16 protein-coding genes are annotated in these 16387 nt (G+C 61.0%); 1 reads left to right on the plus strand and 15 read right to left on the minus strand.

Annotated features, from left to right (window positions below; all coding sequences use genetic code 11):
- The 6 genes from MLD24_RS02330 to MLD24_RS02360 form a co-directional block, all read right to left on the minus strand.
- Complete coding sequence (locus tag MLD24_RS02330) at positions 1 to 2400, minus strand: methyl-accepting chemotaxis protein (protein ID WP_282450394.1); 2400 nt, start codon at positions 2398 to 2400, stop codon at positions 1 to 3.
- Complete coding sequence (locus MLD24_RS02340; RefSeq protein WP_227175178.1) at positions 2390 to 2908, minus strand: chemotaxis protein CheW; 519 nt, start codon at positions 2906 to 2908, stop codon at positions 2390 to 2392. Before MLD24_RS02340 ends, MLD24_RS02330 begins: the two co-directional genes overlap by 11 nt.
- Positions 2905 to 4833: a chemotaxis protein CheA gene (locus MLD24_RS02345; protein WP_248163488.1), complete on the minus strand. Its 1929-nt coding sequence runs from the start codon at positions 4831 to 4833 to the stop codon at positions 2905 to 2907. The genes MLD24_RS02340 and MLD24_RS02345 overlap by 4 nt, the downstream gene beginning before the upstream one ends.
- 19 nt (positions 4834 to 4852) lie before the next feature.
- A complete protein-coding gene (locus tag MLD24_RS02350; protein ID WP_227175176.1) occupies positions 4853 to 5218 on the minus strand; it encodes a response regulator in 366 nt (121 codons plus the stop codon).
- 136 nt (positions 5219 to 5354) lie between these two features.
- Complete coding sequence (locus tag MLD24_RS02355; RefSeq protein ID WP_248163490.1) at positions 5355 to 6503, minus strand: methyl-accepting chemotaxis protein; 1149 nt, start codon at positions 6501 to 6503, stop codon at positions 5355 to 5357.
- A gap of 442 nt (positions 6504 to 6945) precedes the next feature.
- Positions 6946 to 7710 carry a substrate-binding periplasmic protein gene (locus MLD24_RS02360; protein ID WP_248163492.1) on the minus strand — a complete coding sequence of 255 codons (765 nt, stop codon included), beginning with the start codon at positions 7708 to 7710 and terminating at the stop codon, positions 6946 to 6948.
- A gap of 168 nt (positions 7711 to 7878) precedes the next feature.
- Between MLD24_RS02360 and MLD24_RS02365 the strand changes: the two genes are divergently transcribed.
- Positions 7879 to 8799 (plus strand): glutathione S-transferase family protein, encoded by a 921-nt coding sequence (locus MLD24_RS02365; protein WP_248163494.1) that lies wholly within the window; start codon positions 7879 to 7881, stop codon positions 8797 to 8799.
- A gap of 54 nt (positions 8800 to 8853) precedes the next feature.
- On the opposite strand, the gene MLD24_RS02370 is transcribed toward MLD24_RS02365, so the two are convergent.
- The 9 genes from MLD24_RS02370 to MLD24_RS02410 form a co-directional block, all read right to left on the minus strand.
- Positions 8854 to 9441 carry a CBS domain-containing protein gene (locus MLD24_RS02370; protein ID WP_248163502.1) on the minus strand — a complete coding sequence of 196 codons (588 nt, stop codon included), beginning with the start codon at positions 9439 to 9441 and terminating at the stop codon, positions 8854 to 8856.
- 77 nt (positions 9442 to 9518) lie between these two features.
- Entirely contained in the window at positions 9519 to 9821 is a 303-nt protein-coding gene (locus MLD24_RS02375) for a hypothetical protein (RefSeq protein ID WP_248163505.1), read from the minus strand.
- Between the two features lie 218 nt (positions 9822 to 10039).
- Positions 10040 to 11152: an extracellular solute-binding protein gene (locus MLD24_RS02380; protein ID WP_248163507.1), complete on the minus strand. Its 1113-nt coding sequence runs from the start codon at positions 11150 to 11152 to the stop codon at positions 10040 to 10042.
- 28 nt (positions 11153 to 11180) lie between these two features.
- Positions 11181 to 12911: a chloride channel protein gene (locus tag MLD24_RS02385; protein ID WP_248163509.1), complete on the minus strand. Its 1731-nt coding sequence runs from the start codon at positions 12909 to 12911 to the stop codon at positions 11181 to 11183.
- 123 nt (positions 12912 to 13034) lie between these two features.
- On the minus strand, positions 13035 to 13343 hold the full coding sequence (locus tag MLD24_RS02390; RefSeq protein ID WP_227175166.1) for a ribbon-helix-helix domain-containing protein: 309 nt from the start codon (positions 13341 to 13343) through the stop codon (positions 13035 to 13037).
- 52 nt (positions 13344 to 13395) lie between these two features.
- Positions 13396 to 13977 (minus strand): DJ-1/PfpI family protein, encoded by a 582-nt coding sequence (locus tag MLD24_RS02395; protein WP_227175165.1) that lies wholly within the window; start codon positions 13975 to 13977, stop codon positions 13396 to 13398.
- 203 nt (positions 13978 to 14180) lie between these two features.
- On the minus strand, positions 14181 to 14540 hold the full coding sequence (locus MLD24_RS02400; RefSeq protein WP_227175164.1) for a hypothetical protein: 360 nt from the start codon (positions 14538 to 14540) through the stop codon (positions 14181 to 14183).
- A 166-nt stretch (positions 14541 to 14706) separates the two neighbouring features.
- Positions 14707 to 15312, minus strand: coding sequence for a CAP domain-containing protein (locus tag MLD24_RS02405; RefSeq protein WP_248163512.1), 606 nt, complete (start codon positions 15310 to 15312; stop codon positions 14707 to 14709).
- A 202-nt stretch (positions 15313 to 15514) separates the two neighbouring features.
- A complete protein-coding gene (locus MLD24_RS02410; protein WP_227175162.1) occupies positions 15515 to 16342 on the minus strand; it encodes a DUF6160 family protein in 828 nt (275 codons plus the stop codon).
- Positions 16343 to 16387 lie beyond the last annotated feature (45 nt).

A 16387-nucleotide genomic window follows, 5' to 3' on the forward strand; every position in this document is an offset into this window, starting at 1 on the left:
CTAGAAGGATTCCCAATCGTCGTCATCCTCACTCTCCGGCGCATTGACCTTGCCGGGCCTGGCAGCGGGTTTGCGAACCGAGGCGGCTGTTGCCGGCCTGGCTGCCGGTCGCGACGGCGCCATCGGTGCCATCGGTGCCATCGGTGCCACAGAGGCTGCCGTGCCACTGTCATCAAGCCGGAACACACTGACGTTGTGCTGAAGCTGTCCCGCCTGCGACTGCAGGCTTTCTGCCGCGGCCGCGGCCTCTTCCACCAGCGCCGCATTCTGCTGGGTCATCTCGTCCATCTGGCCAACTGCCGTATTGACTTCTTCGATACCACTGGCCTGTTCCACCGACGCAGCGGCGATCTCCGACATAATGTCGTTAACCCGTTTAATGGCCGTCACGATCTCGGTCATGGTCTCGCCGGACTTGTTCACCAGGGTATTGCCACCTTCGATCTTGGCCACCGAATCGGAGATCAGCTGTTTGATATCCTTGGCAGCGTCTGCAGAACGCTGGGCCAGGGTACGCACCTCCGAGGCGACCACGGCAAACCCCCGGCCCTGCTCACCGGCCCGGGCCGCCTCGACCGCAGCATTGAGCGCCAGGATATTGGTCTGGAACGCAATGCCATCAATCACCCCAATGATGTCGTTGATCTTCTGGGCCGATTGGTTGATGGACTCCATGGTGGTCACCACCTGACGGATCAGATCACCGCCGTCGGTGGCCACATCGGTCGCCTGTTCCGCCAGGACATTGGCCTGCTTGGCGTTGTCGGTGTTGGTCCGAACGGTGGAGGTCAGTTCTTCAATGCTGGAAGCGGTTTCTTCAAGACTGGACGCCTGCTGCTCGGTTCGGGCCGACAGGTCTGCGTTACCCTGGGCAATCTCATTGGAGGCCGTCAGAATGGTGTCTGACGCCCCCCGGATTTCTCCGAGCATCCGTGTCAGGTTTTCAGTGGTGCGGTTGCAGAAGTCTTTCAGCTTCAGGAAGGTGCCCTGGTACTCCGCATCCACTCTCTCGGTCAGATCACCCTCGGCGATAGCGCCCAGCACCCGGGCGATGTCATTCAGACCTTTGTCCGAGGTATCCATCAACTGGTTGAGGCCGTTGGCCAGCTCCAGGAAGAAACCCTCCTTGCCATCCTGGGGAATACGCTGACTGAAGTCTCCGGCCGAGGCCGCCTGAACCAGAGTAGTCACGTCATTGGCGGCCTTGAGTTCGTGGGTCCGGTCCAGCCACTCGACGACGGTTCCCAGGCGTTCCTGACCGGCGCCGAAGATGGGATTGGCGATCAGCCCAAAAGTCTTGTCGCCCAGGGTGATCTGGCCACGGTAAGTGCCCTGTAGATTGCCCAGCAGTTGCATCTGGTGGGCCGGATTCTTGTGGAAGCGATCGATACTGCCATTGAGTATGCGATCGACATCAAACTGCGGCAGGTCGCGGCGAATCTGTGCTTCCGCATTCCGCAACATATCCTCCACCGCCTTGTTCATATACACCACGTTGCGATCAGCATCGGCGATCATGATGTTGTTGCTGGAGTTGTCCACCGCCTGCCGGATACGGGTGTTGAATACCGCCGCGGCTTCCACTTCCAGCTCCTGGGTGCGGTCCTTCCACTCCACCACGGTACCGAGTCGGCGACCGTCCCTGGCAAATATGGGATTGGCAATCAGCCCGAAGGTGTGGCTCCCGAGGCGGATTTCAGCCCGGTGGGTTGACGTCAACCGTTCCAGCATCTGCATCTGGTGAGCCGGGTTCTTGTGGAAGCGGTCGATGCTGTTGTTCAGCACACCATCAACCTGGAAGTTGGGCAGATCCTTGCGGATCTCCGACTCAGCGTCCTGCAACATGCGGCGCACGGAGTCGTTCATGTAAACCACGTTGCGCTCCGCATCGGCAATCATGATGTTGGTGTTTGCACTGTCTACGGCCTGACGGATGCGTACGTTGAATTCGGATTCCCGTTCGCCTTCCACCAGCCGTTCACGCAGGCGCAGCAAATGGGCACCCAAGCCCTTACTGTGGTCTGGCGAAAGCAATGCCTGGTCCAGCCGCTGGTCCGCCAGCGCTTCAGCCGCCAGCCGCAACTCGCGGGGCTCGCCCCCAAGGGCCCCCTGAAGGCGACGGACCGCCAGGTAAATCAGCAGACCGCCGACAATCACCGTCAGCAGGTTGAAGGCCATCAACATCATCACCAGGGAGTCGTTACCGGCGCCCAGCAACGCAACCAGGCTGAGGACCAACACAAGTATCAACGGCACTCCGGCTGATAGCTGGAGCTGACGGGACACCGGCAAGCCAAATCCGGGCACCGGGGAAGCAGTCGCACCCGCACCGGCCGCAGCCTGCCCGGAACCGTGATAGGGGGAATCACTGCTGAGGGTGTGAGACGGATTAGTTGGCATTTTCGGACTCCTGGGTGGCGATATCCACTAGACCAAGTTCGTTGCTGGTGATCAGTGCCTCGATGTTCACAAGGATCACCATGTGCTCCTGCACCCTGGCCAGACCGACCAGGAAACGGCTGTCAAACGCCACCCCGAATTCCGGTGGCGGTCGGCGTTCCTCCCTCGACAGGGCAATGACATCGGACACTCCATCCACCACGATCCCCACCATGCGCTCATGAACCTGGAGCACGATGACAATCGTGAACTCGTTGTAGGTGGCTTCACCGACATTGAATTTGATCCGCAGATCGACAATGGGAACGATGTCTCCCCGCAGATTGATCACCCCCTTGATGAAATCCGGGGCATTGGCGATGCGGGTAACCGACTCATAACCCCGGATTTCCTTGACCGCCATAATGTCCAGGGCGTAGTGCTCGTCCCCCAGGGAAAAGGTCAGGTACTCCCGTACATCGGTCCGGGTCACCTGGGCCCCATCACCCTGGTCCTTCTGTCTGCTCATATGGCCTCCTCAATCGGGTCCTGGACAATGTCAGCGAGCGACTCCACATCCAGGATCATTGCCACACTGCCGTCACCCATGATGGTGGCCCCGGCGGTGCCAGGTACCCGCTTGTAGTGCTGTTCCAGACTCTTGATCACCACCTGCTGTTGCCCCACCAGCTCATCCACCACCAGGCCGTAGCGTCGTTTGGTGGTTTCAATCAGCACCACGATGGCGTCTGCCGGATCACGGTGCCGGGGCGTCACATCCATCACATCGCCCAGCGGCAACAACGGCCAGTATTCCTCCCGGACATGCAACAGGTTGGAGCCGGCCAAACGGTTCAGGTTGGCCGCTGGCGGCTGCATCGATTCCACGATGCTCACCAGCGGAATGATGAACGTCTGACCACCCACCGAGACGCCCATGCCATCGACAATGGCCAGGGTAAGCGGCAACTGGATGGTGAAGGTCGATCCCTGATGCTCCGAACTGGCAATCTCGATGCGGCCGCCCAGCTGCTGGATGTTGCGACGTACCACGTCCATCCCGACGCCCCGGCCGGACACGTCCGTGACCTGTTCGGCGGTGGAAAAGCCCGGCTGGAAGATCAACTCCCAGACCTCCTGATCCGGCAGATCGTCACTGGCAGCCAGACCGTTCTCCCGGGCCTTGGCAAGGATGCGCTCCCGGTTCAGGCCGGCGCCGTCATCACTGATTGCGATCACAATGCTGCCACCACGCTGACTGGCGCTGATCACGATGGTGCCCTGCTCCGGCTTGCCCGCCGCCCGACGGCGATCCGGGGTCTCAATGCCGTGATCAATGCTGTTGCGAACCAGATGGGTCAACGGATCCACTAGCTTCTCGATCAGCCCCTTGTCCAGCTCGGTCTGGGTGCCTTCCAGCACCAGCTCTACCTTCTTATCCAGCTTTCCGGCAAGGTCCCGCACCACCCGGGGGAAGCGGTTGAACACAAACGACACCGGGATCATCCGGATCGACATCACCGATTCCTGAATCTCACGGGTATGCCGTTCCAGTTCCGCCAGTACAGTGGCCATCTTCATCGGGTCGAGATTCTCCGGATCTTCCCCCAATACCTTGAGCATGGACTGGGTGATCACCAGTTCCCCTACCAGGTTGATCAGCGAATCCACCTTGTCGACGCCCACGCGGATGGTCGCCGACTCGCTGGTCGCTGCCGCCTTGCTTTTGCGGAGCGCAGCCTGTTGACCCGCACCGGCCGCCGCTGCACCAGGAGAACTCGGGACGCTGTCGGGGTTCGCCTCAGCAGGGGCCGTCGGCTCGTCAAAGAAACCAAACGCCGCCGACGCATCGACATCCGGCCCGGCACCGGAATCGGCAGGCGGACCAGCGCCCGATGCCGGGTCATCCTCAAACAGGCCCCAGCCGGCGTCGTCGCGGTCCGCTGAATCCGTGTTGGCCGAATCGCAGTCGGCTTCTTCGGCCGGCGGATCGTCAAAGAAACCAAACGCATCGGATTCGGCATCGGCCTGCAACGCGGCCACGTCGTCCCGCTCACCGGCGCCTTTGCAGGCCAACACCTGCTCCAGCTCCTTGGTCACGCTGGCGACTTCATCCCAGTCCGGCTCGGCTTCCTCGCGGTAACGTTCCAGAATTCGACGGAGGCAGTCGACCACTGACAACAGCAAGTCGATCAATGCGTTATCGGGATGCCGCTGGCCCTGGCGCAGTTGATCCAGCAGGTTCTCCATCACATGGGTGATCTGGCCCAGGGCCGAAAAGCCGAAGATGCCACTGCCGCCCTTGATCGAATGGGCAGCACGAAAGATGCTGTTGAGGTCCTCCGGGTCCGGCTGGCCCAGGTCGAGGTCCATCAGCCGTTGTTCCATGGTATCCAGGTGTTCCTGGCTCTCCTCGAAGAACACCGTATGGAACTGGTTCAGGTCGATGCTCATGGCAGTCTCCGGAACTGCCCTAACGCAGGACTTTGGCGGTGATCTCCAACAGATTGGCGGGGTTGAACGGTTTCACCATCCAGCCCGTGGCGCCGGCCGACCGGCCCTTGGCTTTCATGTCATCGCTGGCCTCGGTGGTCAGCACCACGATCGGTGTGCGCCCGTAGCTGGCCATGGAACGCAGGCTCTTGATCAGGGTCAGGCCATCCATCTTCGGCATGTTCTGGTCGGTCAACACAAAGTCGTAACGGGTGGTTTTGCACAGATCCAGTGCCTGCTGACCATCGGCCGCGGCCGTCACCTGATAGCCACCGGTTTTAAGCGTATGCTCCACCATCTGTCGGATCGACGCGGAGTCATCAACAATCAAAACGTGCTTGCCCATATACTCTCTCCAGAAGGTCGGAATGCATGGGGAGCTGACGACGGCTCCCTTGTCGTGTTTTTTAGTCTTTGTTTGTAGATCGTTATTTATAGATCGTTAGCTATGATTCGCTGTTTGGCAGTCGCTACTGATGCCGCTAAAACAGTTCCACCTCACCGGCTGCCATGGATTGTTGACTGACCGGGCTCTTCCGGAACCCGGACAGGCCACGCTGGGCTTCTGCCAACGCCGCCGCCAGTTGCGCCGGCTCATCACTTCGGGACAACGCCATCGCCAGCTCGCTCAACAGCCCCAGGCGCTGGCTCAGGTAGTCGGAGGTCTGGGTGGAAATATCCTCGAATTGCAGGCCCCGGGTGGCGCGATCAGATGCGTCCACCAGCTCTTCGGCAATGCGATTGACGTTCTGGGTCAACATCCGTTCGCGGTCGGCCAGCTTTTGAAGGTTCCTGATCGATGCCTCAGCTTCGGCCTTGGACTCGGTGAGGGTATCCAGGTCCTGGGCCGCAATGGCACCAATGTGCTGGCTCAGGTGGGCGACCGCCTCATTGATGCCCTGAAGCTGCTTGCGGATATCGCTGCTGAATTCCGCGGATCGTTTGGAGAGCGACCTTACCTCGTCGGCAACCACGGCAAACCCACGGCCGTGCTCCCCTGCCCGGGCAGCCTCAATAGCGGCATTAAGAGCCAGCAGGTTGGTCTGTTCCGCCAACTGGTCAATCTCTTCCAGGGCCTTCATCACCGCTGGCATCTGTTGATCAACGGAAGTGACTTTGGTGACCAGATCGGTGAGGTCTTCGCTGATCTTCACGGTATTGCCGATCAGAAAGTCCAGCATCTCCGAGGTCTTGCTGGAAAAATCGTCGATGCTGATGCCCTGATCTGACGGGTCCTGTCCCGAGAGAATCTCGCCAATGGCCTGTTTCTGCTCATTCAGCAGGCGATGAATGTCATCAAACGCGCCCCGAAGCAGCTGCACACCGTCCTCAAGCACGCCTTGCAGACTCTGGAGCTGCTCCCGATGCAGGGAAAATTCGTCCTGTGCCAGCTCACCAATCCCCTGCAACACCTCATGCTCTGCGGCGCGCTCCCCGGCGCTTACCTGGGCTGCGTCTTCAACGCTGTGATCCTGGCGAGCGATCAGCCAAACCGTCGCTGCAGGGACAACGGCAGCCACCACGACCGCCAGCCAGTCAACTGTCAGCCAAAGCATCAGCAAGCCGGTCAGGGTGCCGGCAACAGCGGCCAGGGGCGTCAGATAGGAGGGGCCTTCAGAGACTCTGGGCATCGGCATGATCCTTCACAAGGTCACCAGTCACACATCCATCAGTTTGGTCCGATGAGCGCTACGGCCGCCGTTACTCTCGGGGCAATTACGTTACGAATGACAGTCGGAGTTTGAAATCCGGTAAAACAGGCGGCCCGCCAGAATCACAACTCACCTGAGCGCTTTGCCTGTCAATACCTATGATTGCGACACATTCTTCAGTGTAGACAAGATTTCATCGGCGTCAGGCCAGTGGAAGGATTTTCTTCGGCAAGTGGGGAAGGAAGAAAGGAACCGCTCGGATTCCAGGACCTGGGACCAGATCAGGTAGATCGGGAAGTAAGCGCCGGCGATCTATGGCTGGCGACAGTCTGAGCGGGAGCAGCGCAGCGTGCTCTACCGTTACTTCAACCTGGACCTGCGCAAATACCTGTAGCGCCAGGGTCCCTTCTGGAGGCGGCGCTCAGCTTCGGCCCGTCGCATTCCGGTAGCGACGCAGCATGTCCTGGTAGGCCGGGCTGCGACGGAGCTGGCGCAGGGCCTCATCAAACGAGTGGATCAGGGACTCGGGGGTCTGCCGCGAGAACGCGATGAACAGATCCATGGTGCAGGCAACGTGGGGAGAAGCACGGAAGCGCCCCTGGTAGCGATCCTGGCTGACGTAGAACTCCGCCACTTGCCGGTTCATCAGCAACGCGTCAATACGCCCCAACTCCAGCATTTTCAGCCCGGCGTCCAGATCAGGCACCCGGTGGCGGTGGATGGTGTCCAACGCCTCAAACTCAGGGCAATAGAAATAGCCCGCCGAGTAGCCGATGCGCAGGCCGTCCAGATCGGCCAGATCATCCAGAGTTTCGGAGCGAGCCCGGGTGTGCAGGATCACCGATTCACTGCTCACCAGGGGCACCCCGGAAAACTGAAACCGTCGGGCCCGGTCGGGGTTTCGCTTGATTCCGAGGATGGCGTCGCTATGGCCTCGCTCCAGTTGTCGCATTGCCCGTTTCCAGGGCAGGAACGTCAGCTCAACCGGGGTATCCATGCGCTGGAACACCGCCTCAGTGATCTCCCAGAGCACCCCTTCGGGCCCGCTATCGCCCTCAACCAGCAACGGTGGCCACGCTTCGGTCACCATCTGTACCGGTTCAGCCCGTGCCGTGCAGATCAAGGCCAGGCTCGCCCACCAAAGCAGCACCAGTTGCGCTGCGTACCACCTGCGCCGCTTTCGCATCTGCGCCTATCCCCCTTCAGATCCAGCCAAGAACCATCGAGCACTACCCGCCGATAGCGCGCCATTCAATGGTCGGCACGGCCATTTGTCCAGTCCGCGCATTCCGTTACGGTAGCCCATCCGCTCTACAATACAACGCCTGACAATACATCGCCTGGAGGCACCCCAGTGCAGGAACTGATCCTCTACCACTACCCGCTGTCGCCGTTCTCAGAAAAGATCCGGGCCATGCTGGGCTACACCGGTCTGGCGTGGCACTCGGTCACTGTGCGGGAAATGCCTCCCCGTCCTGAGCTGGCCACGCTTGCCGGCGGTTACCGCCGGATACCGGTTGCCCAGCTGGGTGCCGACGTGTTCTGCGACACCCGCTCGGTGGCGCGGGAAATCGCCCGACTGGGCCATGCGCCGGAGCTGGTGGTGGAACAACAGAGTGAGCAGATCCAGGCCTTTGTGGCCGAAGCCGACCAGGCCGTTTTTCTGGCCAGTCTGATCACAGCCGGCGGGCCTGGCGTGCTATGGAAGATGATCCGGCAAACGTCGTTGGTGGACACCTGGCAGTTTCTGCGGGACCGTGCTGGCATTGCACGTCTGGCAAAGGTCAAAGCCGACAGCCCCTGGCAGGCAAAACAGCGGCTGGACAACCACCACGCGTTGATGAACGACCGACTTCAGCATCAACCGTTTCTGTTTGGCGATACCCCGTGCATCGCGGATTTCTCGGCGTATCACAGCCTGTGGTTCCTGTGCGATTTTGCCGGCAAACCGGTACTGCGCAAATGGCCTGCGGTGGAGGAATGGTTTGGCAGGATGCGGGCCTTTGGCCATGGCCAGCCCAAGCCGATGACCAGTGATAATGCTCTGGCACTGGCCAAGGCCGCCACACCGCGCCCCGTCGACTGCTGCGACGAGGCCCTGGGCGGCGATACCGTCACGGTTGCGCCCAGCGACTATGGCCGCGATCCGGTAACCGGGCAACTGCGTCATGCCGATGATCATGCCCTGGTGGTTGCCCACGCCGATCCCGGGATCGGCACCGTGCATCTGCACTTTCCCCGACACGGCTTTGAACTCAGAGCTGCGGCTCAATAGGCCATCAGACCGCGAGCCGGCAACCGGATCAATGACCCGGCGCCGGCGGTTCGATCAGTCGAAATGGCCCTGTACCGCTGCCATGATGTCGGAGAAGGATGTCGCCCGGACCTCACTGTCCAGCGGGATCTGCAGCCGTTTGGAGACCTGGCTGGCGGAGATCAGCCCCACCACCGCATTCGCACTGCCGTCTGTCACCACCAGGTGCTCCGCATGCTGGTGCTGGAAGGTGGCCACCACATCACCCACGCTGGCCCGTTCCAGGTCCGCCAGACGGACCGACGGCAACGACGCCAGTGGCTGCATGATGTCGGGAACCCGCACCTCCTCAAGCGGCCGCCCCATCTGATGGGCGCGCGCCATGGCGCGCTTGCCCAACACGTCCTTGAGGGCAATCAGGCCGATGCAATCACCACTTCGGTTAACCACCAGCTTGAGAGCGACATCCGCCAGCTTCATCCGCACGCGGGCGTCACCGACGGACAGGTCATGATCAATCACCGAGGGAGCCTGCTGGCGAAAATCCGTCATCAGGATCAGCGCCGGATCATCGAGCGTCAGCTCCAAATGACTGCCAGGCTGGGCGATAGTGGCGGACGGCTGCGCCGCGGTTGCGGTCAGGGCATGGTAATAGTTGCTCATTGTGTGCCTCACTACAGAACAGGAAATCGAAACACCTGGCACTGGTCACAATACCAGGCGCAGAATCGGATCGGAGTTCAGCAGCGGGCCGGAGGCGCCTGAGGCAACTGGGGGAAATGAATCAGACGACGCCTTGGGGATCGCAGGCCGCGGGCCGTCAGTGGCACGACCCTGGACGACAGCAGCACGCTGGCTACGACGCACAGGATCAGCCAGGGGCCATCCGACGGCGACGGGTCACGGCCATCGGCGTCCAGTGACCACTCCACCACCAGGTCGGTCAGCACCGGTCCACCGGCGTGGTCCGGAGACTGGACAGCCAGCAGCCCGACTGCAAACAGAGCCAGGAAAACCGCGATGGTCCATTGACGTTGAGTCATCACATCCGCCCAAACCGCCCGGCCATGACCAGGAACGGCGTCGCATTGAAGATCGGCTGGCGCAGGCGTCCGCCTTGATTTTGATCAAGGCAATGCGTCCAACGCTCTACTCTCACCATGGGCCCGGCGATGGCAAACCACAAGGCAGATGGAGAAGAATTCATCCTGGGAGCCCCGCATTCACTCCCTGGCCACAAACGCTGGCGAAACGAACGTCGTCAATCAGCGTCTCCCTGTGCCTCACCATCGCGCTTCAGCCAGGCCTCGAACCGCCGCGCCCGTAACCCTGCCGTGCGGGCATACCAGTCATGGTCGCGATCAATCGCCCCGGACAGGTGCGACGGCGCGGTCGGTAGATGGGGGGCCATGGCAACACCCGACGCCCGATGTCGGCCAACCCGCCATTGCGCCGAATAGCGGGTCGGCCCATAGCTGATACGATTCGCCAGCGCCGCCATGGCCTCGGTACGGGTAGCGTGGCGAATGAAACGATGGGCCTCGGCCACCTGGTCACTGCCGCGGAGAATGGTCCAGCTGTTGTAATCCAGCAACTGACCGTCCCAGATCACGGTGATCGGTGCTCCCCGCGTCACCTGGGCGTGAAAGAAGCGACCATTGAAGCCGGACGCCATGGCCACCTCGCCATCCTCCAGCCAACGGGCAGGCTGATCACCCGAGGTCCACCAGCGCAAATGCGGTCGAATCTGGTCCAGGCGGCGGAACGCCAGGTCAAACCCCCGCTCGGTACTCAGCAGGTTGTACAATTGCTGTCGCGGTACCTGATAGGACAACAACGCCCACTCCATCAACCCCACCGGTACCCGTCGCAGCGCCCGCTTGCCGGGGAACCGTTCGAGATCAAAGAAATCCGCCACGGAGCTTGGTTTAACTCCGGGAAAGGCCCGTTCATCGAAGGCCAGTACCGTCGAAAACACCAGGTGAGCCACGCCACAGCGGGTAATCGCCCCCGGCAGAAAATCCTCCCGCGCGGCAACACCAGTTGGCGACGGCGCCAGCAGTTCCGCCGGCAACGGTTCCAGCAGACCGGCGTCGCAGGCCGCCAGGGCGTCGGCATAGACCATGTCCACCAGGTCCCAGGTCACATCGCCACTGGCCAGGTGGCGACGCAGATCGGCCAGGCCGCCATCGTAGTGGACCGTCCTGATGGGGATGCCCGTAGCGTCGGTAAACGCAGCAAAGTACGCCTGCCGCTGACTGGCCTCGTAGGCGCCACCCCAGGTCAGCACCGTCAGCGGGGTTGGGGCTGGCGATTCCGCCCCGGATTCCGCCACTAACTCCGTCACTGATTCCGCCGCTACCGGTGCGGCCAACAGCCACCCCAGGGCCGCAAGCCAGACACTAGGCCGCTTCGTTCTCTTCCTGTCGCAGGTCATGGATGATCTCCAGGTAGGCCCTTATCACCGCTTCCTCCGGCACCACACCCAGCAGACGGCCATCATCCGCCAGCAGCGGCACCGCCTCGCCAATGAATCCCGGTAACTGCTCCATCGACTCCCACACCGAGGTCCGCTCATCGAACACCAGCGCCGGCGGGCTTGCCAGACCGGCGACCGGTTGCGCAGCCGGCTCGGTCAACAGATCCGCCAGGTGCAGCGTACCCAGGTAACGACGCTGGTCATCCACCAGCATGGCTTCGGCCCGCTTGCCCTCGCCCAGGCGTCGCTGGACACCGGCGACGGTCTCGTCGGGCCAGGCCAGAATGCAGTCGTCCACGCGATAATCCGCCACCGCATGGGTGCCCAGAATGGCCTTGTCCCGGCCCTGGGAAAGGTCGAAATGGCGCTGGCGCAATTGCAGGTCAAATAACGAACGCCCCATCACGCGGTAGGAGACCAGGTTGGCAAACACCACGGCCACCATGGCGGCGATGGTGAGGTCATAGCTGCGAGTCAGTTCAAACACAATGAGGATGGTGCTCAAGGGGGCACCAATGACGGAGCTGGCCAGGGCCATCATGCCGCAGACTGCGTAAACCACCTGGCCAGACAGGGGGATGGGCAACAGCTCGGGCAGAAGCAGGCCATAGAGCGCACCGAAGAGAATACCAATCAGCAGCGCCGGGCTGAAAACACCGCCAACAAATCCGAACCCCAGGCACAGGGCCGTGACCAGCAGTTTGGCCACCACGATCAGGGCGAGTTCAGTGCGTCCGAATGCCCCTTCGATGGTGGCAAAGCGCAGGGTTTCCTGGCCGATACCCAGCACCTCAGGCAACCACAGCGCCACCATTCCCAGCCCCAGGCCTGCCAGCGCCGGGCGTCCCCAGGTGGGGACCGACAGTCGACTCGCCAGGCGGGCACTGCCTTGAATCAGGCGCACAAAGGCCACCGCTAGGCCGGCGCACAACACGCCTTCCACCGCAAACAGCACGAACTCGTAACTGTGAGCGACACCAGCAAAGCTCACCTGAAACAACGGAGGGCGGTGAAGGAAAACGTTGGCCACCACGTAACCCACGGCCGCAGCCACCGTGACCGGTGCGAAAGCGCGCAGGGAGTAATGGCGGAGCATGACTTCGTGGGCAAACACCAGGCCGGCGATTGGCGCGTTGAAAGCGGTGGCAATGGCGGCTGACACCCCACAGCCAATGGCAATCGCCCGCAGGTTGCGGACAGGCAGGTGCAAACGCCCCGCCAGCGCACCAAACATGCTGCCCAGATAGACCAGGGGACCATACTGACCAACGGAAGCGCCTGCTCCCAGGGACAACAGCGCGGCCAGGGTCGACGCCAGTCCGCTGCGAAAGTCTGGCGGCGGGCGCCGGGTCTGCACCGCCAGGATCGCGTCCGGCGGTGCCAGACCTCGCCGTTCCCGCACCAGCCGATGCACCACCAGGCCGACCACAAGACCGCCCAGGGTGGGTACCAGCACCGTGGCCAGCATCACCAGGGCGGGCTGGTCAGCACGCTGGATGCGGGCATAGGGCGAGACCAGCAACAAATCGTTGAGCCAATGAAGGGCCTCAACGAAGCCAATCGCCGCCAGTGACGCGGTCGATCCCACCACCACCGCCAGGGCTGAGACCACAACGATGCGTAAGACCGCCTGTTGAGAGTCGTGCCGGGGCATTGCTCACGCTCCTGCTGACAGTGCCCCCGGGCAGCAACACGCCGGCGGGCCCTGTCCTGAGCATAGCCCAGACAGCAGCGATCCTGTGGAGCGACAACCACATCGGCCGTCGCCTCTGATCGATTATCCGACCGCTTTCTGTCCTACCACCGTCAGCGGCACGGTTCGGGCCTCACGTTGGGCCAGGTAACGGGTACAGCTGACCCGCAGGAAAGACGCGAAGTTATCCACCTCGCCCCGTAGCTCGGTGACTTCATCATAGAGTTTGCTGATCAACTGGTTGGTGGTCATGCCATCAACTTCAGCGATCTCCTGGAGAATGTCCCAGAACTGGTTCTCCAGCCGCAGTGTGGTGACCACTCCACGAATCCGCAGGGAACGGGAGCGGGATTCGTAGAGGATCGGATCCGCCTTGACGTAGAGTTCACACATCGCAGTCTCCAATGGGAATGGCCACGGCGACATATGCCATGGCCATCATCAATCACAGCGTAATCTGGGCGCCCAGCAGTTTCACAAATGCCGCCAGCCAGGCCGGGTGCGCTGGCCATGCTGGCGCCGTCACCAGGTTGCCTTGGACATGGGCCTGGTCCACGGCGATATCCATGTATTCACCGCCCGCCATTTTTACATCTGGTCCACAGGCCGGGTAGGCACTGCATTCACGACCGTCCAGAACACCGGCTGCGGCCAACAACTGGGCACCGTGGCACACGGCGGCGATCGGCTTATCAGCCTGATTGAACGCCTGAACGATCTCGATTACCCGCTCGTTCAGCCGCAGATACTCCGGAGCACGACCGCCGGGAACCACCAGACCGACATAGTCCTCAACTTTCACTTCGTCGAAATTGTAACTCAGGGCGAAATTGTGACCGGGCTTTTCGGTGTAGGTCTGGTCACCCTCGAAATCGTGGATGGCGGTCTTCACCGTCTCACCGGCTTTCTTGTCCGGACACACGGCATGCACCTCATACCCGAGCATGGTCAGGGCCTGGAAAGGCACCATGGTTTCGTAGTCTTCGGCGAAGTCGCCGGCCAGAAGAAGCAGTTTCTTGGTGGTCATTGTTCCGTTCTCCCTTGATCGTCACAGATACGCGGCCCACCGGGATTGGTGAGCGGTCTTCCATGATGCGCCGGAATCGCTGGCAGGGGGTAACAGCCGGTTACTACATTGTAAACGGCAGAACGCATTGGACACGGCTGGACGGGCTGGGAAACGACAGGACGGATTGGGAAACCGGGAGAACGATGCCTCCCGGTGTCTGCTCAGGAATAGAACAGCGTGGTGTCGCAGCGGCCACAGATGTGGCCGAGGTAGCCCGTGAACGGGCTCAACTGACGGGTGTGGATATGGTCACTGCCACAGGCACGGCAGGCCAACTGGTTACCCTGAACCCGGTCCGGGTAGGTGGTGTGGTACCAGTCCCGGTTCATCGACTGGTACTTCCAGAGCCGGGGAAGACGGGTCATCATCACCGAGGCCGGAATCAGGATGAGCATGGCGCCCAGCGTCATGCCGGCCGATCCAGCCCCATCATTCATGAACTGCACCATCAACAGCGCCCCCACCAGCATAACCAGAAGACAGGCGCCAGTGATGGCCATCTTGAGTTGAGAAGGACTCATGGCAATCACACAGCATTTTGAAAGTGAATGGAATGCCCAAACGGGGGGCAATACAAAACCGGCGAAATTTTAACCACTTTTTGATCAAACTGCCACCAGAGGCACGATCGTCTGGTGATATCAACCAGAACTGCCTGTGATCCTGAATTCAGGACCAACGCCGTCATCAACGCGGAGTGGCAAACACCTGGGTCCAATAGGAACTGTAGTCGGCATTCTCGGCCAGCACACGCTCCACTGCGACCTCTTCAAAACGCGGGTCCATGATGTTGCGACAATGCCCGGGGCTTTCCAGCCAGCCCGCCATGACACTGTCAACGTCGTGATACCCGGCGGCGATGTTCTCCCCCACCACGCGCCACTGATATCCGGTGGCATCAACCCGCTGTGACGCTTTCAAACCGTCGGAACCGGTGTGACTGAAGAAGTTGTTGGTGGCCATGTCGATGCTGTGGGCAAGCGCTGCTGGTGCAATCTCACAGCTGTAAGTCAATGCCGGGGCCGCGGGATGACGCTCGTCGCCACAGTCGCGAGCCTGTGACCGGGCATGATTGAGGCTGACCAGCATCTGTGCCTGCATCTCGGTCAGCTCACAGGCTCCGGTGCCGCCGCCCGTGAGGTCGGTATCGTCCACCGGCTGATCGGTTGATGATTCCACCGCCCCGGAGGACGACTCCTGTGCGGACGGAGCGGTCTCGCCGTCACTACCGCCACCACCACAGGCAATCAGAGACAACGACAGGGAAAACAGAAAGAGCGGCTTGAGATTCATGTGCGGGCATCCACCGGGGTCGAAAAGATTGGCGGTAACTTTGCACAGATGGCTCTGACAGGAAAGGGGATGTTTGGCAGATTTACATCAAACAACATTCTGCAACCGGGCGAGCGGCCGGTTTCAGCAAAAACAAAAATACCCCCGACGCCTTATCGGCGCGGAGGCCAGTGGAGTAGTCGAACATAAAGGCCTTGCGTGATCAGTGGCCGTAGATGCGCATGCTGGTGTTGTACACCGACAGGTCATCCAGGTGCACCGCGCCGATTGAGGTTCCCCCCAGCTCCAGCGCACCAATGTGCATGTCAGCATCGAACGAGTTGATATCCAGGGCCAGGGCATCCACACCGGCGGCGTTTGGCGCCTTGTAGATATCAAAGTCCGCCATCGCAAACAGACGCACGACGTTTTCGGATTCGCCCGGTGCGGTACCGTAACCGGCGCCGGTAATCTGCATGTCGCGGATACCCATGGCCAGGAACGGCACGTCCGCTTCCAGCTTGTCGACCGCGAAACGGGTGTTCACATTCATCTTCTCGGTCTGGTTGTCGATCACGATACGCATCGAGCCGAACACCCCTTCGACGTTGACGTTATCCATGAGAACCGTGCCGTCGCGGGGTCCATTCTGGGCAATCAGCTCCCATTTGCCGGTGCGGATGGCGAAGTCCACCGGCGAGCCATACAGCGGCAAGACATTAAATACCGCGTCACCGTCCGCCATGATGTCGATGTCGATCTTGATGTTATCAATCGCCGTGGAGGCCTGATTGGGGATTGGGAAGCCCAGTTCCGGGAACATATCATCCCGGTCGGCACCGCCGATAAAGATGTCGCTGATGGCCAGAGAGCCTTCATCCTCGTAGCGGAACTCTCCCAACTGAACCTGTGCCTCCAGCTCAATGGTGATCCCGGACTGACCGGTGACCTGCCCCATGGATTGGTCGTTCAGCGCTTGCAGTTCTGCCTGTGCTACCAGAGGTGCCATCGAAGTAGCCAGGACCAGTGTTGAAATTTTCAGGCTTTTCATTGTTATAAGTCCTTCTTATGTCGTCCTTTGTTCTTCTTGCGCATA

The organism is Marinobacter xestospongiae, from assembly GCF_023156385.1.
Lineage (GTDB): Bacteria > Pseudomonadota > Gammaproteobacteria > Pseudomonadales > Oleiphilaceae > Marinobacter > Marinobacter xestospongiae.

Excerpts from the sequence above, each read along its gene's own strand:
- MLD24_RS02330 (WP_282450394.1), bottom strand. The coding sequence starts at position 2,400 with ATGCCAACTAATCCGTCTCACACCCTCAGCAGTGATTCCCCCTATCAC.
- MLD24_RS02340 (WP_227175178.1), bottom strand. The coding sequence starts at position 2,908 with ATGAGCAGACAGAAGGACCAGGGTGATGGGGCCCAGGTGACCCGGACC.
- MLD24_RS02345 (WP_248163488.1), bottom strand. The coding sequence starts at position 4,833 with ATGAGCATCGACCTGAACCAGTTCCATACGGTGTTCTTCGAGGAGAGC.
- MLD24_RS02350 (WP_227175176.1), bottom strand. The coding sequence starts at position 5,218 with ATGGGCAAGCACGTTTTGATTGTTGATGACTCCGCGTCGATCCGACAG.
- MLD24_RS02355 (WP_248163490.1), bottom strand. The coding sequence starts at position 6,503 with ATGCCCAGAGTCTCTGAAGGCCCCTCCTATCTGACGCCCCTGGCCGCT.
- MLD24_RS02360 (WP_248163492.1), bottom strand. The coding sequence starts at position 7,710 with ATGCGAAAGCGGCGCAGGTGGTACGCAGCGCAACTGGTGCTGCTTTGG.
- MLD24_RS02370 (WP_248163502.1), bottom strand. The coding sequence starts at position 9,441 with ATGAGCAACTATTACCATGCCCTGACCGCAACCGCGGCGCAGCCGTCC.
- MLD24_RS02375 (WP_248163505.1), bottom strand. The coding sequence starts at position 9,821 with ATGACTCAACGTCAATGGACCATCGCGGTTTTCCTGGCTCTGTTTGCA.
- MLD24_RS02385 (WP_248163509.1), bottom strand. The coding sequence starts at position 12,911 with ATGCCCCGGCACGACTCTCAACAGGCGGTCTTACGCATCGTTGTGGTC.
- MLD24_RS02390 (WP_227175166.1), bottom strand. The coding sequence starts at position 13,343 with ATGTGTGAACTCTACGTCAAGGCGGATCCGATCCTCTACGAATCCCGC.
- MLD24_RS02395 (WP_227175165.1), bottom strand. The coding sequence starts at position 13,977 with ATGACCACCAAGAAACTGCTTCTTCTGGCCGGCGACTTCGCCGAAGAC.
- MLD24_RS02400 (WP_227175164.1), bottom strand. The coding sequence starts at position 14,540 with ATGAGTCCTTCTCAACTCAAGATGGCCATCACTGGCGCCTGTCTTCTG.
- MLD24_RS02405 (WP_248163512.1), bottom strand. The coding sequence starts at position 15,312 with ATGAATCTCAAGCCGCTCTTTCTGTTTTCCCTGTCGTTGTCTCTGATT.
- MLD24_RS02410 (WP_227175162.1), bottom strand. The coding sequence starts at position 16,342 with ATGAAAAGCCTGAAAATTTCAACACTGGTCCTGGCTACTTCGATGGCA.